Annotated in this window: 19 protein-coding genes and 2 pseudogenes; 6 read left to right on the forward strand and 15 right to left on the reverse strand. The window is 60.1% G+C overall.

All coding sequences use genetic code 11. From position 1 onward, the window contains the following. Positions 1–18: 18 nt before the first annotated feature. Positions 19–990, forward strand: coding sequence for a lysylphosphatidylglycerol synthase domain-containing protein (locus A3C3_RS0118115; protein WP_022715995.1), 972 nt, complete (start codon positions 19–21; stop codon positions 988–990). Here the strand turns inward: A3C3_RS0118115 and A3C3_RS0118120 are convergent. Beyond that, complete coding sequence (locus A3C3_RS0118120) at positions 940–2475, reverse strand: phospholipase D-like domain-containing protein (protein ID WP_022715996.1); 1536 nt, start codon at positions 2473–2475, stop codon at positions 940–942. The genes A3C3_RS0118115 and A3C3_RS0118120 overlap by 51 nt on opposite strands. 192 nt (positions 2476–2667) lie before the next feature. Here A3C3_RS0118120 and A3C3_RS0118125 point away from each other — a divergent pair, with 192 nt between their 5' ends. After that, positions 2668–3432 carry a TIM barrel protein gene (locus A3C3_RS0118125; protein WP_028739758.1) on the forward strand — a complete coding sequence of 255 codons (765 nt, stop codon included), beginning with the start codon at positions 2668–2670 and terminating at the stop codon, positions 3430–3432. A gap of 114 nt (positions 3433–3546) precedes the next feature. On the opposite strand, the gene A3C3_RS0118130 is transcribed toward A3C3_RS0118125, so the two are convergent. The 12 genes from A3C3_RS0118130 to A3C3_RS0118185 all read right to left on the reverse strand — a co-directional run bounded on the left by A3C3_RS0118130 (position 3547) and on the right by A3C3_RS0118185 (position 17467). Continuing rightward, complete coding sequence (locus tag A3C3_RS0118130; protein WP_022715998.1) at positions 3547–5271, reverse strand: ABC transporter substrate-binding protein; 1725 nt, start codon at positions 5269–5271, stop codon at positions 3547–3549. Between the two features lie 78 nt (positions 5272–5349). Beyond that, positions 5350–5631, reverse strand: coding sequence for a DUF2160 domain-containing protein (locus A3C3_RS0118135; RefSeq protein ID WP_022715999.1), 282 nt, complete (start codon positions 5629–5631; stop codon positions 5350–5352). 11 nt (positions 5632–5642) lie between these two features. Further along, on the reverse strand, positions 5643–6470 hold the full coding sequence (locus A3C3_RS0118140) for a carbohydrate ABC transporter permease (protein WP_022716000.1): 828 nt from the start codon (positions 6468–6470) through the stop codon (positions 5643–5645). Positions 6471–6480: 10 nt separating this feature from the next. After that, positions 6481–7347, reverse strand: a complete 867-nt coding sequence (locus A3C3_RS0118145) for a carbohydrate ABC transporter permease (protein ID WP_022716001.1) — start codon at positions 7345–7347, stop codon at positions 6481–6483. 2 nt (positions 7348–7349) lie between these two features. Further along, entirely contained in the window at positions 7350–8420 is a 1071-nt protein-coding gene (locus A3C3_RS0118150; RefSeq protein ID WP_022716002.1) for an ABC transporter ATP-binding protein, read from the reverse strand. A gap of 9 nt (positions 8421–8429) precedes the next feature. Further along, positions 8430–9509, reverse strand: coding sequence for an ABC transporter ATP-binding protein (locus A3C3_RS0118155; RefSeq protein WP_022716003.1), 1080 nt, complete (start codon positions 9507–9509; stop codon positions 8430–8432). A 42-nt stretch (positions 9510–9551) separates the two neighbouring features. Beyond that, a complete protein-coding gene (gene glpD, locus A3C3_RS0118160; protein ID WP_022716004.1) occupies positions 9552–11069 on the reverse strand; it encodes a glycerol-3-phosphate dehydrogenase in 1518 nt (505 codons plus the stop codon). A gap of 203 nt (positions 11070–11272) precedes the next feature. Beyond that, positions 11273–13276 (reverse strand): aldo/keto reductase, encoded by a 2004-nt coding sequence (locus A3C3_RS0118165; protein WP_022716005.1) that lies wholly within the window; start codon positions 13274–13276, stop codon positions 11273–11275. Positions 13277–13318: 42 nt separating this feature from the next. Further along, positions 13319–14404, reverse strand: coding sequence for an ABC transporter ATP-binding protein (locus tag A3C3_RS0118170; RefSeq protein WP_022716006.1), 1086 nt, complete (start codon positions 14402–14404; stop codon positions 13319–13321). Between the two features lie 13 nt (positions 14405–14417). After that, positions 14418–15260: a carbohydrate ABC transporter permease gene (locus A3C3_RS0118175; protein WP_022716007.1), complete on the reverse strand. Its 843-nt coding sequence runs from the start codon at positions 15258–15260 to the stop codon at positions 14418–14420. Beyond that, positions 15257–16117, reverse strand: a complete 861-nt coding sequence (locus A3C3_RS0118180; protein ID WP_022716008.1) for a carbohydrate ABC transporter permease — start codon at positions 16115–16117, stop codon at positions 15257–15259. The genes A3C3_RS0118175 and A3C3_RS0118180 overlap by 4 nt, the downstream gene beginning before the upstream one ends. A gap of 75 nt (positions 16118–16192) precedes the next feature. Continuing rightward, positions 16193–17467, reverse strand: coding sequence for an ABC transporter substrate-binding protein (locus tag A3C3_RS0118185; RefSeq protein ID WP_022716009.1), 1275 nt, complete (start codon positions 17465–17467; stop codon positions 16193–16195). Between the two features lie 86 nt (positions 17468–17553). On the opposite strand from A3C3_RS0118185, the gene A3C3_RS0118190 reads away from it, so the two are divergent. From A3C3_RS0118190 to A3C3_RS0118200, 3 genes and pseudogenes are all read left to right on the forward strand, one after another. Then, a complete protein-coding gene (locus A3C3_RS0118190; RefSeq protein WP_028739760.1) occupies positions 17554–18465 on the forward strand; it encodes a helix-turn-helix domain-containing protein in 912 nt (303 codons plus the stop codon). Positions 18466–18529: 64 nt separating this feature from the next. Next, positions 18530–18965, forward strand: a pseudogene (locus A3C3_RS43770) (ISNCY family transposase); the annotation flags it as partial. A 120-nt stretch (positions 18966–19085) separates the two neighbouring features. Further along, positions 19086–22235 carry a PAS domain S-box protein gene (locus A3C3_RS0118200; protein WP_022716012.1) on the forward strand — a complete coding sequence of 1050 codons (3150 nt, stop codon included), beginning with the start codon at positions 19086–19088 and terminating at the stop codon, positions 22233–22235. Positions 22236–22302: 67 nt separating this feature from the next. Here the strand turns inward: A3C3_RS0118200 and A3C3_RS0118205 are convergent, their stop codons facing one another. Beyond that, positions 22303–22695: a response regulator transcription factor gene (locus A3C3_RS0118205; protein ID WP_022716013.1), complete on the reverse strand. Its 393-nt coding sequence runs from the start codon at positions 22693–22695 to the stop codon at positions 22303–22305. 437 nt (positions 22696–23132) lie between these two features. On the opposite strand from A3C3_RS0118205, the gene A3C3_RS0118210 reads away from it, so the two are divergent. Continuing rightward, on the forward strand, positions 23133–23768 hold the full coding sequence (locus tag A3C3_RS0118210; RefSeq protein ID WP_022716014.1) for a response regulator transcription factor: 636 nt from the start codon (positions 23133–23135) through the stop codon (positions 23766–23768). A 395-nt stretch (positions 23769–24163) separates the two neighbouring features. On the opposite strand, the pseudogene A3C3_RS46485 reads toward A3C3_RS0118210, so the two are convergent. Continuing rightward, positions 24164–24361: pseudogene (locus A3C3_RS46485) on the reverse strand (hypothetical protein); the annotation flags it as partial.

Genomic DNA, 24361 nt, shown 5'->3' on the forward strand with positions numbered 1-24361 from the left:
CAACGAAACGGGGCATTTATGTCCATCAAACGCGTGATTATCAATCTGGCGCTCGGTCTCGGCATGATGCTTGCGGCCTTTCTTCTCTACAGGGTCTTCAGCCGTTACACCTTGAGCGACGTCATGGAATCGATTGGCACGATACCGGGAGCCCGCATTCTCAGCGGCCTCGGCTTTGCGGCCGCCTCCTACCTCTGCCTGACCGGCTTCGACTGGCTGGCGCTGCGCTACGCCGGCAAGCCGCTGAGCTATCCGAGGGCCGCCATTGCCTCGTTCACCAGCCTCTCGATCGGCCATAATCTTGGCTTTGCTGCGCTGAGCAGCGGCGCTGTGCGCTACCGCTTCTATTCACGCTGGGGCTTGGATGCCGAAGAGGTTGCAAAGGTCATTCTGTTTTGCGGCGTGACCGTGAGCATCGGCCTTTCGGCCCTTGCGGGCATCGCCCTGCTCATCAATCCGCAGGATGCCGCAAATCTCTTGAAACTCGGCCCGGCCAGTCTGTTTGCCCTCGGCTGCGCCTGTCTCAGTCTGCCCGTAGTCTATGTCATTCTGTCCGCCATCGTCCGCGCGCCGCTGCATCTTTGGAAATGGTCTTTCGAAATGCCCCGCCTGAAGCTTGCATTGGGCCAGGTCGTCATCGGCACGGTGAACTTCATCTTCGTCGCGGCCTGCCTGCATCAGATGCTAGCCGTCCAAGGCCAGGCGAGCTACGTGCAAACGGCCACGGCATACGTGCTCGCCAATATCGCTGTCCTCGCTACCCACGTGCCTGGCGGTCTGGGCGTCATCGAGGCCACGGTCAGCTATGTCCTGCCCGGCGCCGCCTCGATAGGGGCACTGGTGGCCTTCAGGGTGATCTATTTTCTGATCCCGCTGCTGATCGGGCTGCCGGTCTTCGCAATCAGCGAAGTCGTCATTCCGAAGCCAAGGCAGCTGCCGTCAGAAGATCGCTCTCAACAGTCGGCTCATGCGCAGACGCAGCTTCTGTAGCGGCCGGTAAGGTCGCCGGGGGTCCACGAAAGCAGTTCCGATCATCGGCGATGTCTCGCCTCGTGCAATATCGATCGCAAAGTGGCGAAGGCCGCGCTTGCGGATGTTCAGCGCCTCTATGGCGTTGAGCAAGGACCGCTTCGCCGTCTCCATGCCTTTGACAGCTTCGCTCGTCGCATCGAGATGCTCGGCAATCAGCCGGTGGCGAAACGACGTTATCGCCCGCCGGTGAGCAGCACTTTCCGCCTCGATCGCCAGGTCGCACTCCGTATCGAGCCCCTCCGAACGATTGTTGAGATTCGAAGAGCCGATGCGAATAAAACGGTCGTCGACGATGATAAGCTTCGAATGGATGACAACCTCCTGCTCGCCGCCCTTCCCGTCCGGGATCACCGGGTACATCACGCGCAGCCGGTCATAGCGATCGATGCGCTTCAGCCTGCGGATCAGCCGGTCGCGGTTGTGGCCCATTGCCAGCCTTTCGATCAGTCCGTGCGAACTCTTCGTAACCAGAACAGCAATCTCCGGGCCATCGGCCTCCTTGAGGCGTTTCGCGATGACCCGCGCCACGCCGAAGGAGGCAAGATATTGGGTCTCGATATAGATGTATTTCCTTGCCGCGTTTATGGCATCGCGCGTCAGCCGAAAGGCTTCAAACCGCCCGCGTTTGCCGATCCATCCTGGCTCGGTCAGTGCAATGGCCGCCGTCACATTCTCCATTTCCGGCGGGAGCGTATGCGGCCATGCCACGCCGCCCTGCGGAGCTATTTCGACCGGCTTGCCGGTCGCCTGCTTCCACCGCCGCCGACACACGTCGCCGATCAGCCGCGCAGCGCTGCCTGAGACCATCGACTGCATATCGTGCACAGGATCGTATGGCACACCGTCCGGAGCCCTTCGAAGCGGATTGTCGGCCCGATGATCCGGCTCATCCCAGCGCCGGGCGGTCAAATCTACACCGCCGAGGAAACCGATGCTGTCGTCGATGGAAACCAGTTTCTGATGGTGGCAGCCACGCAGAGGATGGCGCAGATCGAAACGCAGGCTGATCTGCGGATGTGTGGAGAAGCCGTTTTCCTTGAAAAGCTTCAAGGATTTGCCGGAGTAGACCGGCCCCATGCCCCAGATCAATATCCGGATCTGCAGCCATGGATTTTCATCTGCCAGCGCCAGCAGAAGTTCGCCGAGCGTTTCCGAGCTTTGATGTGGCCTCAGCCGGATATCGGGATCGAAATCCCAGCCGATGATCCAGATCGAATGTCTTGCCTGTCGCAGAACCTCATCAAGCGCGGCGAAATAGGCAGCACCGTCAACCAGAAAAGCCGCCTTATCCGCTTTCCCAGTTCGCCAGACGTTTCGTCCGTTGCGGATAATGCCGCCCGGAATGACCGAAAGAGCGTTGCGGCGGCGGCGCGCGACCGTGGTGATATAATCAATTGCTTTTGTGGTCTTACGGCTATCGGAAACGGCTCGAAAATCGGTCATTCGTTGTCCAGCGCCCTTGAATATTATGCACAGGAAACGCCCAAAATGCGCGGCTTGTTCCCGGATGGAGAAAAAGGACCGGTTGTTTGTCGTGATGCCGCCGCAATCTGCTCGACCGATGAAAGTCGTGAAATCCGCATTTGCCGCCTGCAGGCATTTGACGCGTTGCTAAGGCACCCGGGAGGAACCATCATGCGCCAATACTCAGCCTGCATCGAATGGCTGTTCGCCGAACCCGGTGACCGTTTCGAAGACCGCATCTACCGCGCCAGCAAGGCAGGGTTGCCGGCAATCGAATTCTGGCGTTGGACGGACAAGGATCTCGGCGCGATTTCCGCTGCCCTCGGGCAGACCGGCCTGGCCGTATCCAGCATCGTGACAGAGCCGATGATTCCGTTGACAGATGCCACTAACAAGCAAATGTGGCTGGAAGGACTGGCCGCTTCGGTAAAGGTCGCCCAGAGGCTCGCCGCTCCTATCCTCATTGCACAGGCAGGTGACGATCTCCCCGGCCGCTCGCGGCAGGAGCAGCGCCTTGCTCTGACGGCTGCGCTGCGCGCCGGCGCCGATGTCCTGAAGGGCACGGGCGTGCGCCTCGGCGTCGAGCCACTGAACACCCGCATCGACCATATCGGTTATTTTCTGGAATCCACCCGCGAAGGCCTCGACATCGCTGACGAGATCGATCGCCCCGAAATCGGAATCGTCTACGATCTCTACCATTCGGCGGTAATGGATGAGCGAACGGAGGACGTGATCGGTGACCGGATTTCGCGCGTGTTTCATGTACACCTCGCAGACCATCCCGGTCGCAACGAACCCGGCTCCGGCCGCATCGATCTGGCGCACCGCCTCGACTGGCTGTTTGAGAGAGGATACGCAGGAAGCGTTGGACTGGAGTATAGGCCGCTCACGCAAGGCGTTGCGGCGGTCAAAAATGCGATTGGCGTGCTTTGATAGAGATCCGCTTGCAAGCTGCAATGACGCCGCGCATATCGGAAGCATATGGGTCGCGGCGGCCATGCAGAGCGGGCCGGAAGCCTCGTTACTTCCGACCCGCCTCGATGGCGATCAGTTCGACTGCCAGCTCTTGACCAGTTCGTCGTAATTGACCGTTACCGGCTTCTCTTTCTCGTTCTCGACCTTCAATTGCGGAGCGAGGTTGCCCTTTGCGACGGCATCCTTGTTCCAGTATTCGAGATCTTGCTCCTCAGCGAGCTTCGGTCCGATGTCGCCCTGAACGCCTGCGCGTTCCAGGCGCTGCAGGACCTTTTCCTGCTCGGCGCAAAGCGAATCCATGGCTTCCTGCGCGGTCTTTGCTCCCGACGACGCATCGCCGATCGCCTGCCACCAAAGCTGTGCCAGCTTCGGATAGTCCGGAACGTTCGTACCGGTCGGCGACCACTGCACGCGGGCCGGCGAGCGGTAGAACTCGACCAGACCGCCGAGCTTCGGAGCGCGTTCGGTGAAGCTCTTGTCACGAATGGTGGACTCGCGAATGAACGTCAGCCCGACGTGGCTCTTCTTCACGTCGACCGTCTTCGACGTGACGAACTGAGCATAGAGCCAGGCAGCCTTGGCACGATCGTCCGGGGTCGACTTCATCAGCGTCCAGGAGCCGGCATCCTGGTACCCGAGCTTCATGCCGTCCTTCCAGTAGACGCCGTGCGGCGACGGGGCGAAGCGCCACTTCGGCGTGCCGTCCTCGTTCACGACCGGCAGGCCCTGCTTCACGAAGTCGGCGGTGAAGGCCGTGTAGGTAAACATCTGCTGGGCGATCTCACCCTGCGACGGAACCGGGCCAGATTCGGAGAAGGTCATGCCCTGGGCTGCCGCCGGGGCGTAGGCCTTCATCCAATCCAGATACTTCTGGATCGAATAGACGGCTGCAGGACCGTTGGTGTCGCCGCCGCGTGCGACGCAAGAGCCGACTGGACGCGAGTTCTCGTCGACCTTGATGCCCCATTCGTCAACCGGCTTGCCATTCGGAATGCCTTTGTCGCCGTTGCCGGCCATGGAGAGCCAGGCGTCGGTAAAGCGCCAGCCGAGCGACGGATCCTTCTTGCCGTAGTCCATGTGGCCATAGACCTTCTTACCGCCGACCTCACGTCCGGTGAAGAATTCAGCGATGTCCTCATAGGCCGACCAGTTGACCGGCACGCCGAGATCGTAGCCGTACTTCGCCTTGAAGTCTGCCTTGTTCTTCTCGTCGTTGAACCAGTCGTAGCGGAACCAGTAGAGGTTCGCGAACTGCTGGTCGGGCAGCTGATAGAGCTTGCCGTCCGGCGCCGTCGTGAAGGACTTGCCGATGAAGTCGTCGATGTCGAGGTTGGGATTGGTGACGTCCTTCCCCTCGTTTGCCATGAAGTCGGTCAGACTGCGTGCCTGCTGATAGCGCCAGTGCGTACCGATGAGGTCCGAGTCGTTGATGTAGGCGTCGTAGATGTTTTCGCCTGACTGCATCTGCGTCTGCAGTTTTTCAACGACGTCGCCTTCGCCGATCAGATCGTGGGCGATCTTGATGCCGGTGATCGCGGTAAAGGCTGGTGCCAGAACCTTCGATTCATATTCGTGCGTGGTGATCGTTTCGGAGACAACCTTGATGTCCATGCCGGCGAAAGGCTTTGCCGCATCGACGAACCACTGCATTTCCTTTTCCTGGTCCGCACGGGAAATCGTCGAGAGATCGCCGACTTCCTTGTCCAGAAACGCTTTCGCCTCATCCATGCCGGCATAGGCGGAACCCGCCATGGCCAGTAAGATGCCTGCTGTTGTCGCTAGTAAATGCCGTCGCATAATATCCTCCCAGGGTTTGCGATTGCAGTCTTCACGTTTCAGGCGGCCAGTCCCCCGGCCATCTGTATTACCCTGCCGTCACACATAGCGGAACACGCCGATGGCGTAGACTACAGCGAGGGCAAGTGCCCACCACAGGTTGGGCCCGACAAGGCCCAGCCATGCGAGATGAATGAATGCTGCACCGAGCAGCGAAATGAAAAGCCGATCCCCGCGCGTCGTTTCGAAACGCAGCGCGCCGACCCGCGGCGAGCCCCCCGGCGCGAAATATTCCCACACGCTCATGCCGATCAGCAGCACGAGGATCGTCAGGAAGAACAGTGCCGTGGGCAGCGTCCACGCCATCCAGGAAAAGTTCATATCGATCTCCCTCAAACGCGTCCAAGAGCAAAGCCCTTGGCGATGTAGTTCCTGACGAAATAAATGACGAGGGCGCCCGGCACGATCGTCAGGACGCCGGCAGCAGCCAGTACACCCCAATCCATGCCGGCCGCCGAAACGGTGCGCGTCATGATCGCCGAGATCGGCTTTGCAGCCGTGGTCGTCAGCGTACGGGCAAGCAGCAGTTCGACCCACGAAAACATGAAGCAGAAGAAGGCTGCGACGCCGATGCCGCTTGCGATCAACGGCATGAAGATCTTCACGAAGAAGCGCGGGAACGAATAGCCGTCGATATACGCAGTCTCGTCGATTTCCTTCGGCACACCCGACATGAAGCCTTCCAGAATCCACACGGCCAACGGCACGTTGAAAAGGCAATGCGCCAGAGCAACGGCAACATGCGTGTCGATGAGGCCGAACGCCGAATAGAGCTGGAAGAAAGGAAGTGCGAAGACGGCCGGCGGTGCCATCCTGTTCGTCAGCAGCCAGAAGAACAGGTGTTTGTCGCCGAGAAACCGGTAGCGCGAGAAGGCGTAGGCCGCCGGCAGCGCCGCAAGCACCGAGATCACCGTGTTCATCACGACGTAGATGATGGAATTGATATAGCCATTATACCAGGAGGGATCGGTGAAGATCACCCTGTAGTTCCTGAGTGTCGCATTCTGCGGCCAGAGCGAGAAGGCGCCGGTGATCTCGGCATTCTCCTTGAAGCTCATATTGATCAGCCAATAGATCGGCAGCAGCAGAAAGACGATATAGATCGTCGAGACGACCCAGGAGAAGTTGCCGGCGGGTTTGTATTTCATCGTGGTTTCCATGACCCTCTCCTCATGAATTCGCGTCGCTGCTGGTCATGACCGTGTAGAATATCCACGAGAGCAGCAGGATGATCAGGAAGTAGACGATCGACATGGCGGCTGCAGGACCGAGGTCGAACTGGCCGACCGCCATCTTCACGAGATCGATGGAAAGGAATGTCGTGGAATTGCCCGGTCCGCCGCCGGTGACAACGAAGGGTTCTGTATAGATCATGAAGCTGTCCATGAAACGCAGGAGCACCGCAATCAGCAGCACGCGCTTCATTTTCGGCAACTGGATATAGCGGAAGACGGACCAACGCGAAGCGCCGTCTATCTTCGCAGCTTGATAGTACGCCTCCGGGATCGAAACGAGACCGGCATAGCACAACAGCACGACAAGGCTCGTCCAATGCCAGACATCCATGATGATGATCGTGATCCACGCATCGATAGGGTCGCGGACATAGTTGTAGTCGAGCCCCATCGCTTCCAGGCTGTGGCCGAGCAGGCCGATATCGACACGGCCGAAGACCTGCCAGATCGTGCCGACCACATTCCACGGGATGAGGAGGGGAAGCGCCATCAGCACGAGGCAGACGGGAACGCCAATGCCTTTTTTGGGCATGTTGAGCGCGATGAAGATGCCAAGCGGGATTTCAAGCGCCAGGATGATGAAGGAGAATAGCAGGTTTCGCTGCAGGGCCTCCCAGAAGCGGTCGGAATGCAGGATGTCGTCGAACCAGTCGGTGCCGGCCCAAAAGAACTCGTTGTTGCCGAAGGTGTCCTGAACGGAATAGTTCACGACCGTCATCAGCGGAATGGCCGCCGAAAACGCGACGAGCAGCAATACCGGGAGGACGAGAAACCAGGCCTTGTTGTTCCAGGTCTTTTCCATGATCAACCCTCCCTGCCGACCCGCCACGAACCGGCGTAGATGCTGATCGCATCCGGATCGAAGCTGACGCGCGCATCCGCTGGAATTTCCACATCTTCCGGCACGACGATGGCGATCGGCTGATCCGCAAACCGTGCGCGAACGATTTTTTGCCTGCCAATATCCTCGACCTTCGAAATCGAGACGGGCATGCCGTCACGGCCGAGGCGGATGAATTCGGGACGGATGCCAAGTTCGATCTTGGCCGCACCATTCGTTTTCGGCGCGTAGCCGAGATTGATCGTCTCACTGCCAATCTTGACGGTATTGCCGGCAACGTCCGCCGGCATGACATTCATCCCCGGCGAGCCAATGAAATAACCCACAAAGGTGTGGCTCGGGCGTTCGAATAGTTCCGCCGGCGTGCCGATCTGCACGATTTCTCCCTCATACATGACGACGACCTTCTCAGCGAAGGTCAGCGCCTCCGTCTGGTCGTGGGTCACATAGACCATCGTGAAACCGAACTGCTTGTGCAGCCGCTTCAGCTGCGACCGCAGCACCCATTTCATGTGCGGATCGATAACGGTCAGCGGTTCATCGAAGAGAATCGCGTTGACGTCGTTTCGCACCAGACCGCGGCCAAGTGAAATTTTCTGTTTCTGATCGGCCGTAAGCCGCTGCGCCTTGCGCTTGGCCCAGTCCGCAAGATCGATCATCTCGAGAATTTCGCGAACGCGCCGATCGACGTCGGGCTCCGAAACACCCCGGTTGCGAAGCGGAAAAGCGAGATTGTCGTAGACCGTCATCGTGTCGTAGATGACGGGGAACTGGAAAACCTGCGCGATGTTGCGGGCTTGCGTCGATAGCATCGTTACGTCCTGGCCGCCGAACAGGATGCGCCCATGCGAAGGCTGAAGCAGACCGGAGATGATGTTGAGAAGCGTTGTCTTTCCGCATCCTGACGGACCAAGAAGCGCATATGCGCCGCCGTCGGTCCACTCATGATCGACTTCCTTCAGGGCATAGTCCTTGTCCGTCTTCGGATTGGGTCCGTAGGCGTGGCGGATATGGTCGAGCGTGATCCGTGCCATTCTGTCCCCCTATGCCGCTAGCCGCGTGGCGGCGATGGCGCGGCCATTCTCGCCGAACGCCATCAGGTGACGCGTGTCCAGGAACACGTCGACATCCGTATCCGGCTCGATATCATGAATGCCGTGCGCTAGCATAACCCAGCGCACCCCTCCGTAATCCAGATGCACGAAGCTCTCGGAGCCGGTGATTTCGGAAATCTGCGTTCTGGCGCGAAGCTTGGGCGCATCAGCGGTCTGTGGTTCCAGCGCAAGATGATGCGGATGAAACGCGATGGTGACCGGACCGTCCGCGATTGCCGCAAGATGTGCCGGCACCGGAATACCGATTAGGCCACTATGGCGAAAGCTCGCGCCTGCCTTCGAAACCGAAATGAAATTCAGCGGTGGGTCCGCAAAGGTCTTGGCCGTCACCAGATCGGCGGGCCGGCGATAGACGGAAATCGTCGGACCGAATTGCGTCACGCTTCCCTGATTGAGGGTCGCGGTATTGCCGCCGAGCAGCAAGGCTTCCGAAGGTTCCGTCGTCGCATAGACGAAAATCGCGCCCGACTGGGAAAATATCCTCGGCAGTTCCTGGCGCAGTTCCTCGCGCAGCTTGTAGTCGAGATTGGCAAGCGGTTCGTCGAGCAGCACCAGCCCTGCATTCTTGACAAGGGCGCGCGCAAGCGCGGTCCGCTGCTGCTGCCCGCCCGACAGGTTGAGCGGAGTACGCTCGAGATAAGGTGTCAGCTTCAGGAGTTCTGCCGCCTTGCGCACTTCCACATCGATCGCCTTCGCGTCCCGGCCAGCGATCCTGAGCGGCGAGGCGATATTCTCATAGACGGACAATGCGGGGTAATTGATGAATTGCTGGTAGACCATCGCGACTTTGCGCTTCTGCACCGGCACGCCGGTCACATCGGAGCCATCGAAATGGATGGAGCCGCTGGTTGGACGGTCAAGTCCAGCCATGAGGCGCATCAACGACGTCTTGCCGGAGAGCGTCGGTCCCAGCAGGACGTTCAGCGTACCCCGTTCGAGTATCAGATCGGTCGGGTGAATATGATATTCACCACCGACCATCTTAGCGGCATTCCGCAATTCAAGCATTCCGGTTCCCGTGCCTCCTCACGACGGGGACGACATGGCGCTTCATCCCGCAAGTTGCGCAGGGATCGCGGCCATGTACTCCTCCAATTTCTGTACTTCATCCATTTGCAGATATAGCCCGTTCTTGGTCCTTCGCCACAGGATGTCTTGAGCGGTGACGGCCCATTCGTTTCGCACGAGATAGCGGACTTCGGCCTCGTAGAGATCGGAACCGAAGCAGTGGCCGAGATCGGCGATAGATTTAGCCTCTGCGAGCAGGCTTGCGGCACGCGTGCCGTAGCGGCGCACCAGCCGGCGGGCATGGGCCTCGGCAAGGAACGGATAGTGCGCTTTCAGCTTGCTCACCTCGGCCGCGTAGCCCTTGACCGGGAAATCGCCGCCCGGCAGATGGCTCCTCGCCGTCCACGGGCCGCCCTTCTTGCCGATCGCCTCGCCGATCTTTTCCAGCGCATGCTCCGACAGCCGCCGGTAGGTGGTCAGCTTGCCGCCGAAGACATTGAGCAGGGGTGCCTCGCCACCTTTGCCTTCGAGCTGCAGCACATAGTCGCGCGTCGCCTCCTGTGCCTTCGAGGCGCCGTCGTCATAGAGCGGCCGCACCGCCGAATAGCTCCAGACGATGTCGTCCGGGGTCACCGGCTCGTTGAAATATTCGCTGGCGGCGGCGCAAAGATAGCCGGTCTCCTCCGCGGAGATGCGCACGTCCTTGGGATCGCCGCTATAGTCACGGTCGGTAGTGCCGATCAGCGTGAAGTCGTCCTCGTAGGGGATGGCAAAGATGATGCGGTTGTCGGGGTTCTGGAAGAAATAGGCGCGCGGACCCTCGAACTTCTTCTTGACGACGATGTGGCTGCCCTGCACCAACCGCACATGGCGGGCCTCGGTCTCGCCAAGGGCTGCACGCAGCACCTGGTCGACCCAGGGGCCGGCGGCATTGACCAGCATGCGGGCCTGATGCCGGCGCCTTTCGCCGGTCAGCATATCGCAGCTGTCGATTTCCCACAGGCCGTTCTCGCGCCGCGCCGCCACCACCTTGGTGCGCGGCATGATCAGCGCACCGCGGTCGGCGGCATCGCGGGCGTTGAGCACCACCAGGCGGGCATCGTCGACCCAGCCGTCGGAATATTCGAAGGCCTTGGCAAACACCGGCTTCAGCGGCCGGCCCGCCGGATCGCGGCGCAGGTTCAGCACCGCGGTCGGCGGCAAAAGCCTGCGGCCGCCAAGATGGTCGTAGAAAAACAGTCCCAGCCTGATCAGCCAGGCCGGCCGGATGCCGCCCTTGTGATAGGGCAGCACGAAGCGCAGCGGCCAGATGATGTGCGGCGCCATCGCCCACAGCATCTCGCGCTCCATCAGCGATTCGCGCACCAACCGGAACTCGTAATGCTCCAGATAGCGCAAGCCCCCATGGATCAGCTTCGTCGCCCCGGACGACGTGCCAGAGGCAAAGTCGCCCATCTCCGCCAGCGCCACCGAATAGCCGCGTCCAACAGCATCCCGGCAAATGCCGCAGCCGTTGATCCCGCCGCCAATCACGAAAAGGTCGTGATGTGTTTGGCCCACTTTACCCCTCCCCGTGCGCCGTCGTCGATTTGCGCAACAGCACAAATCGAAACTTTTTGAAGTAAAAACGAAAACCATTCGCGTGTCAAACGAATGTTTCTCGCATCAAGGAAGGATAAGAAAAAGCCGCCACCCGATCGGGCAGCGGCGCACTATGAAGCGGATGAAAGTGCAGGAAACCCGGCACGAACCAGGCTGATTTCCTAGCCCTCCAGCCACTTTACCTGTTCGGCAGTAAGCTCGATGTCGAGGGCCGAAAGACTATCTTCCAGTTCGGCGATCGTGCGCGGGCCGATCAGCGGAATGACTGGGAACGGCTGGGCGATCACATAGGCGAGCGCGATATGGATCGGGTTTCGGCCGAGCTTATTTGCCAGTTCATTCGCCCGGTCGCGGCGTCCGAAATTGCGATCGGAATACCAGCACCGGACGATTTCCTCATCGTCGTGCTTGTCGCGTCCTGCCCGGTCGGTGAAGAAGCCGCGGCCCTGGCTGGACCATGCGAAGTTCGGAATCTGCTTTTCGTTCAGCCATTTCTTCCATTCGTCGTCCGAGGCCGCGACGCATCCAGCCCAGATCGGATCGAGCATTTCGGCCAGCGAAAAGTTATTGGAAAGCGCCGCAGGCGCTTTCTTGCCGGTCTTTGCCGCATAGGCCATTGCCTCGTCCATCCGCTCACGGGTCCAGTTCGAGCCGCCAAAAATCCCGCGGATGCGGCCGCGATTGACTTCGGCATCCATGGCATCGACGAACTCTCCCACCGGAATACCGGTATTGTCCCGATGCATGAAGTAGATATCGACATAGTCCGTCTTCAACCGCTCGAGCGACTGATCGAGTTGCTTGGCGATCATGTCCGGGTAGCAGAGCGGCGAATGCGCCCCCTTGCCGATCAGCACGATCTCGTCACGCGGAACGTTGCGGCTCGTGTGCCAATCGCCGAAGATACTCTCTGTCTTGCCGTTTCCGTAAACATAGGCCGTGTCGAAGACGTTGCCGCCCGCCTCGTAGAAGGCATCGAGCGTCAGCGAGGCGGCCGCAAAGTTCGGGAAGAACTCGAATCCAAGCGTTACGACGGAGGCCGGTTTAGAGATGCCTGGTATCTGGCGCTGCGGAATGCTGCTGCCAGGCCGGAGTGCCCCGCCCGCAATATTCGTGGTTCGCTTTGACGCCGTCTCGACACCATATTCGAGGCCGACAGAGGCCCGCCATTTGTCGAGAACGCGAAGATTGCCAGTGGAATCGGCCCAGCTCATGCCCGGCGAAGCAAATTCCTTCTCGCCGGCGCGGATTGCATCTCCAGCCGCATCGACTTCGAAGGAATAGAGCCAGCGGTCTTCCTTGACCTCGATCGTTTCCTGCTCGGCTCCCTTGAAAATCTCGATCGTGCCGACGCCGCCCTTGTGACCTGAGGCGAACCAGAAATCCTTGACCTCGATGCGGCCTTCGGAGCCGATGACGCGAAGCGTATTGTCCTGCTGGGCCATGATGGAGCAGGAGACTTCGGCAATGATGCCGTTTTGGAATTTCAAGACGGCGGAGGCCCATTCGTCTACGCCGGACTGTCCGAGGTGCGCTACGCCAAAAACCTTCTCCGGCTCGAGGAACGGCTTGTTTTCAACCGCACCGGCGATCAACCGCGCCATCGAGACGGGGTAGCCACCGACATCCAGAATGCCGCCGCCCGCCGTATCGTTGGCGAATAACCGATGCTCGGGCTTGAAGCCGCCCATGTTGAAGCCGAAGCTTGAGCGAATGATGCGCACCGTGCCGATCACCCCGCTTTTCACCAGCTCGACGATCTTCGCCGTCTGGGGATGCAGGCGGTACATGAAGCCCTCGCCAGCAAAGACACCGGCCTTCCTCGCTTCATGGTAGATTGCATCCGCATCGAAGGCCGAAAGCGCAATCGGCTTTTCCACCAGCACATGCTTGCCAGCGCGAATCGCCTTGATCGCCCACTCGGCATGGCCGGTATGTGGGGTGGCTACATAGACGGCGTCGATCTCCGGATCGGCCAGCAGCGCGTCATAGCCTTTAACGATGCGGGCGCCGGGAAAGCCATCGCCAAGGCCGGGCTTTTCCGGATTGCGGCTCGCGATCGCCACCAGTTTACCCGTACGCGAATGGGCAATGCCGTCTGCAAAGGTGCGGGCGATGGTGCCGGGGCCGATGATGCCCCAGCGGATCGGTTGCTCTGAACTCATGACTATTCCTCTTTCGTATCTTCGTCTTGGGAGCGGATCTCGTCAGCGCAAGCGGTTGCCTGCGCTGTCGAACAGGAAGGTGCGTTTTGCCGATAGCGCGACGGTGAGAGTGTCGCGATCGGCTGCGGAACGGGATTCGGGACGTTCGATGATGAGTGGCTGGCCGCCCGCAGCGGTCGCATAGATGTAGCTGGTATTGCCGAGGTGTTCTGCAACATCGACCGCGACGGTGAGGTCGGCGTCGCCACTGCCCTGGTCGGCAAAATGCTCGGGCCGCACGCCGAGCATTACTTGCGCCCCCCTTTCGGTCGCCGCCAAAACCGGCAGCGTCAGGCGGACATTCCTGTCGCCTGCCAGGGCGACTGTCACGTTCGATGCATCTCGTTCAACAACCTCTGCCGCGAGAAAATTCATCTTCGGCGAACCGACGAAACCGGCGACGAACTGGTTAGCCGGATCGTCGTAGAGATCGAGCGGCGCGCCGATCTGCTCGATGTTGCCGGCACGCAGCACGACGATCTTGTCGGCAAGCGTCATCGCCTCCGTCTGATCGTGCGTGACATAGATCATCGTCGCGCCGAGCTGCTTGTGCAGCCTGGAGATTTCCACCCGCATCTGCACACGCAGTTCTGCATCGAGGTTCGAGAGCGGTTCGTCGAAGAGGAAGACCTCGGGCTCGCGAACGATGGCGCGGCCGATCGCGACACGCTGGCGCTGGCCACCGGAGAGTTGCTTCGGGCGGCGTTCCATCAATTCCTTGATCTGCAGGATCTCGGCGGCGTGGCGCACCCGTTTTTCGGTATCCTCTTTCGGGTTGCCGTTCATACGCAGGCCGAAAGAGAGGTTATCTGCAACCGTCATATGCGGGTAGAGCGCATAGGACTGGAAAACCATGGCGATGCCGCGGTCGGCAGGCTCGACATTGTTGACGACCCTGCCGCCGATCGTGATCTCGCCCTCCGAGATATCTTCGAGGCCGGCGATCATCCTAAGCAGGGTGGATTTTCCACAGCCCGAAGGACCGACGAAGACGACGAACTCGCCGTCCTTCACGTCGAGATTGGCGCCATGGATCACGCCGAAGGCGCCAAAGCGTTTTACAACATTCCTGAGTGAAAGCTCCGCCATGCGGCCTCCCCTATTATTTGATTGCGCCGGCCGCGATGCCGGCGATGAAGTGGCGCTGCAACAGCACGAAGACGACGAGGATCGGTGCGGTCAGCAACATCGCACCCGCCATGATGCCGCCCCAAGAGACCTTGGTGAGGCCGATCAGCGTTCCAAGCGCCACCGGCGCCGTCATCATTCCGGGCCTGGAATTGATGAGCAGCGGCCAGAGATAGTTGTTCCAGGATGCCAGGAAGAGAATGATCGAGAGCGCCGCCATTGTCGGACGGGCAAGCGGCAAGGCGATGCGCAGGAAGATCTGCCACTCCTTGACGCCCTCGACGCGGGCGGCATCGAAGAGCTCGTTCGGCATCATCGAGAAGGACTGGCGCATAAAGAGCACGCCCAGCGAATTGAAGAGCGGCGGGACGATCAGCGCCACCCAGGTATTCGCCAGCTTGAATTCACGCGCCACCATGATGAACTGCGGGATCACCACGACGGCGAAAGGCAAGGTGATCGTGCCGAGAATGATGGCTGTGACGACGGAGCGGCCGGCGAATCGATAGCGGGCAAGTGCCCAGCCGGCCATCGATGTCAAAAGCACGGACAGGAAGGTGTAGATGACCGCGACGGTGATCGAGATGAACATCGCCCGGAGAAAATTCGTATCCGCCTCCAGGTTCCTGAAGTTCTCGACGAAATTCGTCGACGGCCACAGCACGATGTCCGGGCTGAAGATGCCATTATCCGGCATGGTCGAGAAGACGAACATCATCCAGAGCGGAAAGAGCCAGATGATGGCAAGCGGTGTCAGCACGATATGCAGCGCAATTTTGCGCATCAAGAGGGATTGCGACTTGGACCTCGACTTCATTTCGGCTCCCTCCCGACCCAGAGATTGAAAAGCGAGATCGCAATCGCCAATGCGGCTATCGTATAGGCGATCGCCGACGCGTAACCGAAATTCAGCGATGTGAAGCCCTGCCGGTAAAGAAGCAGGCCAAGCGTTTCCGTGCCCCCGCCCGGGCCGCCGCGATTGGTAATGAGGAAGGGTTCGGTGAAGAGCTGCATCGTGCCGATCACCGACAGCACCACGCAAAAAAGGACAATCGGCTTCAGAAGCGGCAGGGTGATATGAAAGAACTGCTGTACCTTGCTGACGCGATCGAGCGTTGCAGCCTCGTAGACATCCTCAGGGATCGACTGCAGGCCGGCTAAGATGATGATCGCGTTGTAGCCGGCCCAGCGCCAGGTCACGGCGATTATGACGAGGGCCATCGCCGCATTCGCATTGTCGAACCAGGAAACGGGAGCGATGCCGACCGCACCGATCAGCTTGTTGACGATGCCGAAGTCGATGCTGAACATCAGACGGAAGACGGCGGCATAGGCGACCTCGCCGACGACGACGGGCGCGAAGAAGGCGAAGCGGAAAAGAGGCCGCGCCTTCAGCAGCGGCGAATTCAAGAGCACCGCCATGACGGTTGCAAGCGCAATCATCACCGGCACCTGGATGACCAGGATAATCAGCGTGTTGTAGAGCGCGTTATAGAAAGCCGGGTCGCCGAACAGGCGCCCCCAATTCGACGCAAGGCTGAATTTCCAGGGATTGACGCGCGTATTCTGGAACGAAATCAAGAACGAGTTGATGATCGGCCAGAGCCAGAAGGTCGCGAAGACCAGCAGATAGGGCGCAAGGAACGCATAGGCGCTCCGGGTCCTGAACGGCATTTATATCCTCCTCACAAGCGAAACGAGCCACCTTGAAGGTGAAGCCGGACGCGCACCAGGCGCCCGGCCGGTTGCTCATTCTGCGATCGGAAGGCCGGTCGCCGAGGCGATCTGCTTGGCCGCATCGTCAAGTGCAGCCTTCGCATCCGGATAACCGCCAGCGAAATACTTCGTCTGCGCTGCCTTGTAGATCGCGTCCGCATCGCTCTGAAATGCCGTCCCGCGGCTCGGCACGATCTTCGGCAGCGTCGAAAGGATATCTGCCCAGACCTTCTGCCCGCCCCAGTAAGGCAGCGGCTCGTTGACGAAAGGATCTTGGACAGCCGACAGCAGCGAAGGGACGAGGCCGAAGGACTTCAGCATCGTGACCTGGCCTTCATTGGTTGCCAGCGCATAGTTCAGATAGGCCCAGGCCGCTTCCTTGTTTTCGGAATTGGCGTTGATGGCTAGCGACGAACCGCCGAGGTTTGCAGCATGCGGACCGTCAGCCGTGAGGCTCGGCATCATGTAGACGCCCCATTTGCCGGAAAGGTCCGGCGAACCTGAGCGTATCGTGCCCTCGTACCAGCCGCCATACATCTGGCTTGCGACCTTGCCGGCGGTATTGGCCTGGATTTTCTGGTCCCAGATGGCGGCTGTCAGCGTACCGGCATCCTTCATCTGCTTGACCTTTTCGAGGGTCGCGACGCAGGCAGGCTGGTTGATCGTGATCGTCTGGCCGTCGGTGGAGAAATAGCCGCAGCCCTGCTCGTTGGCGATCATCCGGAACCATTCGCTATCGCCGTTGAAATCGGCCTGGGCCATGACGACGCCGGGATTGGCTTCGGAAATCTTCTTGCCGGCGGCGATGAAATCGTCCCAATTCTTGATCGTTGCCGGATCGACGCCGGCCTTTTCATAGAAATCGCGCCGGTAAAAGACGGCGACCGGGCCGGAATCCCACGGCATCGCATAGGCGACGTCATCCACCTCGAGCTCGGTGCGTTTGAAGTCGGGGAATTTCGCCTGGATTTCCGTCGTATAGCCGAGATCCTTCAGGTTGGCGAAGCAGTCCGGGAAGCGGTTCCAGAAGATTTCCGCCTCGAAATTTTCGATCGTCACGATGTCCGGCAGGCCGTCGCCGCCGGCTGCGCAGCCGGCAAGTGTCTTGTCGAAGACTTGGTTGTTCCCGAGGTCCTCGATCGTGACCTTGATATCAGGATATTGCTTGTTGAAGCCTTCGAGCGTGGATTTCAGCGCCGATGCCGCGACGTTCCAGCTCCAGATGGTGAGATTGCCCGACTGCGCGAATGCGGAACCGGAAGAAAGCAGTGCGACCGCAGCGGTCGCACCGATAAGTTTGAAGCGCATTGAAAATCCTCCCTTTTCAATTGCCGTCCTTTAGCGAACGTGGCTAAGTTATCTGTCAGGGAGCCGCTGTCTCCTAAAAAGGGAATATCAATTTGGCAGAAAGTAAGGTTGCCAGCAGAGCCATCTATCAGCCGGGCGCAAGCAGCATCGAAGGCTCGCCGACAGAGCTGCAGCTGTTTCATGCCCATCCACGAGTGATGGCGATGCCGCACTGGCATGCGCAGGTGGAGGTGAATTACATCATGCGGGGCACTGTGCATTACCGCATGAACGATCACGAAATGACGCTCAAGGCTGGCGACATGTGCCTCTTCTGGGGCGGCCAGCCGCATCAGATGGATGAATCCTCGGAAGATTCGCTCTACGCAGGCGCCCATTTGCCGCTTGTCTATTTCTTCCGTCTCCGCCTTCCCGCTGAAATCTCCAGCCGCCTGATGAAGGGCTCGACGCTGCTGACGTCTGCCACCGATGCCGCGGACAAAGAGAACTTTTCCCGCTGGTTTCGCTACGCGAATTCGGGCAATCCGGCAAAGGCGCAGCATGCCGTCGACGAGTTGCTGCTCCGTATCGAGCGCATCGCATTCGAACCCTATTCGATGACGGTCGCCGGCTACGGTGGAACGGAGGCCGAACAGCCCCATGCGCAACCGTCACGCAGCATAGTCAGGATGTGCGATTTCATCGCCGCCAATTTCATGGAGGATATTGACACCGTCGATATCGCCCGGGCGGCGGACCTGCATCCGAAATATGCAATGAACGTCTTTAAGAAATCGACGGGAATGACGCTCAGCAAATATCTCAATCTGCTGCGCCTCTCCCGCGCCCAGGCGTTGCTGATGGCCCACGATGCCAATGTGCTTCAGGTGGCGATGGACAGCGGTTTCGGCTCCATCAGCGCCTTCAACAAATCCTTCCGCCACATCGCCGGTATGTCTCCCTCGGACTTCCGAAGGGACATTCGCCTCGCCACATCCAGCGGCGCACCGGCAAGCTAGACTGGCTCCCGTCCATAAACAGTAAACTCCTGAAATTGTGTGAAGAATCACGATATTGACGGGAGTGAGGCCCGGCGACTTCAGCACCGTCCAGGCCCGTGTATTCGAACTTTTTTTCGAACACGAGATCGGTCGTGAACTGAAGGCGATGTTGCAATCGTTGGATGAGCGTCGCGATCTGCCCGGCCTGGTGACGCGGGAACTGCGCCGGCATGGTCTCAGGGAGACTACGCGCTGGGCTGTCGGCCGAGGCAGTGCTGCGCTGCGCATTGCTCAAGCAGGCTCGCCAGTTGTCAGGAGTTGGCGTTCCATCTGGAAGTGTCCGCCTCGTTCCGGGCATTTGCCCGGCAGCCGTGGGGGAGCCCGAGGAGTCTGTCCTACACAAGACGATCAGCGCGATCCGGCCGCAAACCTTTGAAGAGATCAACCGGGTGCTGCTGGCTCGTAGAGGTCTCAACCGGCATGCCGGGATAGATCTGCTCCGACTTGAGCGAACCCTGAACCACCCCCGGCCGCCCGCGCCTGGCCAGATCAGCGAGCCGCGGATTGCGAGCGCCCGGCCATGGGAGCAATATAAGGAACACATAATATTCATATGGCCGTCTGGGGAATCGGCAATCATGTTACGAAACCACTTAATCCTCGCCGTCGCCGGCGTCGTTCTCGTTCTAAGTCTGGTCCTGGCCGGTCTATGGATCTGGACGGGAAACGTCATCGTCTCGATCATGTCCGAGCGCCTGATCCGAGAGGTGACGCATGCTGTGCATCGCGACGTCGGTCATTTGGTGCGCGGCGCCGACAAAGCGGTTTCCCGGTTGGCCAACGGTCTTGTTCGTCACGACCTATCGCCCGGCGACCCACATGCTGTCGCACAGGAGCTCCATGCACTGCTGGCCGAGGAACCCGATGTCGACTGGATGTTTTTCGGCAACGAGGCCGGCGGGATGGTTTCGGTCGGGCGATCGGTAGACTCAAGCGTCGTGTTTCTGATCACCGATGAACTTCGCGCAGGCGTCGTTCGCGAGTTCGAAGCACTGCCAGGCGGCAGGATCGGCCGTTTGCGGAAGTCGGAAGGCGCGTTCGATGCACGCCGAAGGATCTGGTACGCGCAGGCCAAGGAGACGGGCAAGCGGTACTGGACCGAGCCCTATCTCGGTGTGGCCGAGCCGATCTTGGGCATCTCGCTCTCCGTCCCGGTCTTCAACAAGAACCGCGACTTCGTCGCGGTGTGCGGGATCGATCTTATTCTGACTCAGCTTTCCAGGTTCTTGCAGACGCTCGAAATCGGCAACAACGGCAGGGCCTTCATCATCGATGCCACCGGACATTTGATTGGGGCGTCGGGAGGAGTGTCGCCTGTCACCCTCGGCGCCGACGGCTCGCACCTGCGCCTGCAGGCATCAGAAGCGACCGATCCCATCGTTCGCGAAACCGCCCGCTACCTTCGTCGGTACCCTGGCATCGCCGGGTCCTCGTCACCCGGACCGCGTGTGTTTTCCTTCAGTGACGCCGAGGGCGGCAGGATCTATGCGGCGGTCGATCGCGCTGAGGCCCCCGGCGCACTTAACTGGACCATCATCTCAGCGGTGCCAGCTTCGGATTTCCTGATGCCTGTATATCGTGCGGCCTATTTCTCGATAGGCGTCGGCACGGTCATCGTCGCCGTCTTCGGGCTCCTCGGACTAGGGCTGGTCGGACGCACCTTGCGGCCGCTGACTGCCTTGACGCAGGCGGCGCACGCGATTGCAAACGGCGAATGGCGAGACGTGCCTAAGGTTCGTCGAAACGATGAGGTCGGCCTGCTTGCCCAAGCGTTCGCTCTCATGACCTTCCGTCTGAAGGAGACGTTGGAGGGTCTGCGTCGAAGCGAGGCCAACTTCGCAGAAGCCCAACACGTTGCCCATGTCGGCTATTGGGAACGTGACCTCGGCACAGACTGTCTTACCTGGTCAGACGAGACATACCGCATCTTTGGGCTGACGCCGCGCGCAGGCACGGTGGTCAGTCTTGCCGAAGCGGTTGAGCGGATCCATCCAGAGGATCGGTCGATCTGGAGCCAGGCCGCGGCAGAGGCCGTGCGTGGCGAATCTCGCTACGACTTGGAGTACCGCATTGTCCGGCCCAGCGGCGAGCTGCGCATCGTTCACAGCCAGGGCGATCTAACAAGGGACGCGTCGGGACGGCCGCAGAGCATGTTTGGTACGATCCAGGACGTTACCGAACGCAAGCGGGTGGAAGAGGCGCTGCGGGACAGCGAGGAGCAGTGGAGAGCCGTATTCGAGAACAATCCGACGATGTACTTCATGGTGGATGCGAGTGGCACCGTCGTGTCTGTGAATCCCTTTGGGGCGGAGCAGCTTGGGTACACGGTCGACGAACTGATCGACCGACCCGTGCAGGACATCTTTCACGAGGCGGACCGAGAAACCGTCCAGAGGCATGCGGCCGCCTGTCTCGAACATCTCGGCCGAGCCATGAGCTGGGAACTGCGCAAGATACGTAAGGACGGCTCGATGCTCTGGGTCCGCGAGACCGCCCGAGCGATGGTGATCAAGAAGCGACCTGTCATCCTGATCGTGTGCGAGGACATCACCGAGCGCAAGCGCGCCGAAGAGGCCGCCCGGCGGAGTGAAGAAGAGCTTCGCGAGGTCATCGAAACAGTTCCGGCGATGGTGTGGACCGCCTTGCCCGACGGCCGTGTCGATTTCATCAATCGGCGTTGGCAGGAGTTCACAGGCTTGTCCCTGGACGCAACGGCAAGAGCGAGCTGGGGCGCTGAAGCCCGCTTTCACCCCGAAGACCTGGAGCAGTATATGTCCAGGTGGCGTGCCTCCTTGACCACGGGCCACCCGTTCGAAGTTGAGGTGCGGATCCGTCGGGCGGCCGACGGCGAATATCGCTGGTGGTTTGAAAATGCCGTGCCGCTGCACGATGAGCACGGAAACATTCTTAAATGGTATGGGTTTCTCGTCGACATTGAAGATCGCAAGCGGGCCGAGGAGGCCCTGCAGAAGGCGCAAGCCGAGCTCGCGCATGTCGCGCGCGTGACGACGATGGGCGCCCTGACCTCCTCCATCGCCCACGAGGTTAACCAGCCGTTGGCCGCCGTGGTCGCCAACGCCAACGCCGCCCTGCATTGGCTCGCCAGCCAGCCCCCCAACCTCGACGAGGCGCGGGAGACGGTGGCGCGAATCGTCCGTGACGGGCACCGGGCCGGCGAAGTCATCGGCCGGGTGCGCGCGCTCCTGAAGAAGACAGCCACTGTCACTGCGCAGGTTGACCTGAACGGCCTCGTCGAAGATTCGGTAGCCCTCGTCCAAGGTGAGGTACGCCGCCATCGGATCCTGCTGCGGACCGAGTTGGCGCACGACCTCCCGCGCGTTGCGGGCGACCGGGTGCAGTTGCAGCAGGTAATCCTGAACCTGGTGATGAACGGCATCGAAGCGATGAAGACGATCGCGGACCGGCCACGCGAGCTTTTGATCAGGTCCCTGCTCGACGCATCCGGGGCCGTGCTGGTCGAAGTGCAGGACGCCGGCGTCGGATTGGAGCCGCAGAGTGTGGAGCGGGTGTTCGAGGCGTTTTACACGACGAAGGCAGAGGGTCTGGGCATGGGCTTGGCCATCTGCCGGTCGATCATCGAGGCGCACGGGGGGCGGCTGTGGGCCAGGACGAATGAGCCTTGGGGTGCCGTGTTTCAATTCACCCTGCCTTCAACCCCGGACGAGAGCGCTCCTGGCGAGCACCCCGGCCTAACGCCAGCAGTGTGAGCTGGCGGGGGCCCGCGACACGTCATGCAATCACCTTCGACGTGCTGCCTGGCGTCGCAGCCCCTCACTAATCATTTTCGCTGTCGCTACCGCGCGCTAGCGCAGAACGGATGCACTTCAGCAGATCCTGCTCGCCAAACGGCTTTGCCAGATAGCCGACAATGTCCGGACCCAACCCACGTGCGTGCAAATTCTCGTTCGGATAGGCAGTGATCAGAACGGTCGGAATGCTCTCGCCCAACGCAACGAGGCTCCGGTGCAGATCAAGCCCACTCATTCCGGGCATATGGATGTCCGTTACCAGGCAGGCCGTGCGGTTTAGATGGGGGAATCTCAAGAAATCATCGGCAGATGAAAAAGCCTCGGCATCAAATCCCAGCGACCTCATGAGTCCCTTGGTGGCCTCGCGCATCGACTGGTCATCATCGACGATCGCAATTAGAGGCTTCTTCGTTGGCACTGCTGCCTCCAAATTCGCGATAGGCGTTTGCAGAAATCTAGGTGTGGTCGCGGCTGCAAGATACATCAGCCTGCGAGGGCGACAAAGGCATGGGGAGCTATACCATGGTATAGATTGGTTAGGACTTGTCGTCGCGAAGAGCCGAGCTTGCCAGAATGAGTTTAGTCCAGCTGGTTGCCGGTTTGGCGAGCGGGCGATGGCAGGAGGTGCAACGCCTTAGCCGGCAGCCCGATCCCATCGTAACTGGCCTTGTGGCTGAGGGAATTAGGGCGCATTCTGATGTGCGAGAAAGCTTCGGTTCGGCACCGGCTGAGGAGAGAGGGGAGTGTTCTCATTGCGGCATCGCCACTCTGTCGGTTGGGCTCGCCCCGATGCCGCAGCAGCGGGTGCAGACACCTCGTGTCCGCAAGAGCCGGCTTCCCCTGAGGTGCGCTGACATGACGGAGGTGCCAGCAACCGCCATCGTCATCGATGATGATCCGGCGATCCGCGAGGCGCTCGGCAGCCTGCTTCGATCCGTCGGTTTTGACGTGAAACTCCTCGCCTCCGTGGACGACTTCCTCAAGTCTGGACGACCCAACGGGCCGACCTGCCTGGTGCTGGATGTCCGACTGCCGGGACAAAGCGGTCTTGAATTTCAACGAGAGTTATCGCGCAGAAATATTCAGCTGCCGATCGTCTTCATCACCGGGCACGGCGACATTCCCATGTCCGTCCAAGCGATGAAAGGGGGCGCGATTGAGTTCCTGACGAAACCGTTCCGCGAGCAGGATCTACTCGACGCCGTTCACGTCGGCCTGGCGCGCGACCGCGTGTGGATTGAGAATGAAAAGGCGTTGGCGAAGTTGCGTGCGAGTTTTGAAAGCCTGACCCCGCGGGAGCGCGAGGTGATGGCTATGGTGGTGATTGGACGGCTAAATAAACAGATCGCCGCCGATCTGGGCGTGAGCGAGATTACCGTAAAGGTTCATCGCAGCCAGGTTATGCAGAAGATGCATGCCAAGTCCTTGCCCGAACTCGCCCTCATGGCGGACAAGCTGAAGCTCGAGCCAGGAAAGCCGCAAGGCTCTTAGGTCCGCCCGGCCAATCCTCCCGACAAAAGAGTCCTTGGTGGGCACCGCTTGACCTTAATGTATCGTCACGGAATGCTGCGAAAGGCGAAGCTCCTCAAAGTCCTCTACAAGGCGGACAAGCCCGAGCGAGTAGCACAAAAGACCGAACCGCGTCCCAGTCGCGTACAGGGTAAATGCAGATCTCCGGGATTGCAAAGCTTGCCCCCCGAAAGGCGCGATTGTTTCGCGCGGCATGACGGAAAACGTCATCAAATGTGCTTCAGGGTCCAAATTCGGCACTGATGGATAGTCGGGCGGCATCTGGATCGGATTACCTGATGGCATCGTCCAGCCTTCTGACATGCGCTGCAGATCGATTTCGATGCGGTTGAGGTCTTGTGTCATGGTGACAATCCCTAGAAGGAGCGCGGAGGAACGAACAGGCAAATGGTGCGACCCGTGGGCTCGCCGGCCACCGTGCATTGGTGAAACTGCCCGTCCGGACTGTTCTTGATGCGAGTATCCAGTGGCGTTATGAGCTCCCCAGTGAGCTTGATGACATATCCGCGCGGGCCTTCGAGAACCCCTTGATCGTGGATCTCGCGGCAATCCAT

The organism is Rhizobium mongolense USDA 1844 (assembly GCF_000419765.1).
Classification (GTDB): Bacteria; Pseudomonadota; Alphaproteobacteria; order Rhizobiales; family Rhizobiaceae; genus Rhizobium; species Rhizobium mongolense.

What these genes read in the sequence shown, in the direction of transcription:
- A3C3_RS0118200 (WP_022716012.1), top strand. Translation starts at nt 19,086, where the DNA reads ATGTTACGAAACCACTTAATCCTCGCCGTCGCCGGCGTCGTTCTCGTT.
- A3C3_RS0118140 (WP_022716000.1), bottom strand. Translation starts at nt 6,470, where the DNA reads ATGGAAACCACGATGAAATACAAACCCGCCGGCAACTTCTCCTGGGTC.
- A3C3_RS0118135 (WP_022715999.1), bottom strand. Translation starts at nt 5,631, where the DNA reads ATGAACTTTTCCTGGATGGCGTGGACGCTGCCCACGGCACTGTTCTTC.
- A3C3_RS0118155 (WP_022716003.1), bottom strand. Translation starts at nt 9,509, where the DNA reads ATGCTTGAATTGCGGAATGCCGCTAAGATGGTCGGTGGTGAATATCAT.
- A3C3_RS0118175 (WP_022716007.1), bottom strand. Translation starts at nt 15,260, where the DNA reads ATGAAGTCGAGGTCCAAGTCGCAATCCCTCTTGATGCGCAAAATTGCG.
- A3C3_RS0118115 (WP_022715995.1), top strand. Translation starts at nt 19, where the DNA reads ATGTCCATCAAACGCGTGATTATCAATCTGGCGCTCGGTCTCGGCATG.
- A3C3_RS0118170 (WP_022716006.1), bottom strand. Translation starts at nt 14,404, where the DNA reads ATGGCGGAGCTTTCACTCAGGAATGTTGTAAAACGCTTTGGCGCCTTC.
- A3C3_RS0118130 (WP_022715998.1), bottom strand. Translation starts at nt 5,271, where the DNA reads ATGCGACGGCATTTACTAGCGACAACAGCAGGCATCTTACTGGCCATG.
- A3C3_RS0118180 (WP_022716008.1), bottom strand. Translation starts at nt 16,117, where the DNA reads ATGCCGTTCAGGACCCGGAGCGCCTATGCGTTCCTTGCGCCCTATCTG.
- A3C3_RS0118150 (WP_022716002.1), bottom strand. Translation starts at nt 8,420, where the DNA reads ATGGCACGGATCACGCTCGACCATATCCGCCACGCCTACGGACCCAAT.
- A3C3_RS0118145 (WP_022716001.1), bottom strand. Translation starts at nt 7,347, where the DNA reads ATGGAAAAGACCTGGAACAACAAGGCCTGGTTTCTCGTCCTCCCGGTA.
- A3C3_RS0118210 (WP_022716014.1), top strand. Translation starts at nt 23,133, where the DNA reads ATGACGGAGGTGCCAGCAACCGCCATCGTCATCGATGATGATCCGGCG.
- A3C3_RS0118120 (WP_022715996.1), bottom strand. Translation starts at nt 2,475, where the DNA reads ATGACCGATTTTCGAGCCGTTTCCGATAGCCGTAAGACCACAAAAGCA.
- A3C3_RS0118125 (WP_028739758.1), top strand. Translation starts at nt 2,668, where the DNA reads ATGCGCCAATACTCAGCCTGCATCGAATGGCTGTTCGCCGAACCCGGT.
- A3C3_RS0118185 (WP_022716009.1), bottom strand. Translation starts at nt 17,467, where the DNA reads ATGCGCTTCAAACTTATCGGTGCGACCGCTGCGGTCGCACTGCTTTCT.
- A3C3_RS0118165 (WP_022716005.1), bottom strand. Translation starts at nt 13,276, where the DNA reads ATGAGTTCAGAGCAACCGATCCGCTGGGGCATCATCGGCCCCGGCACC.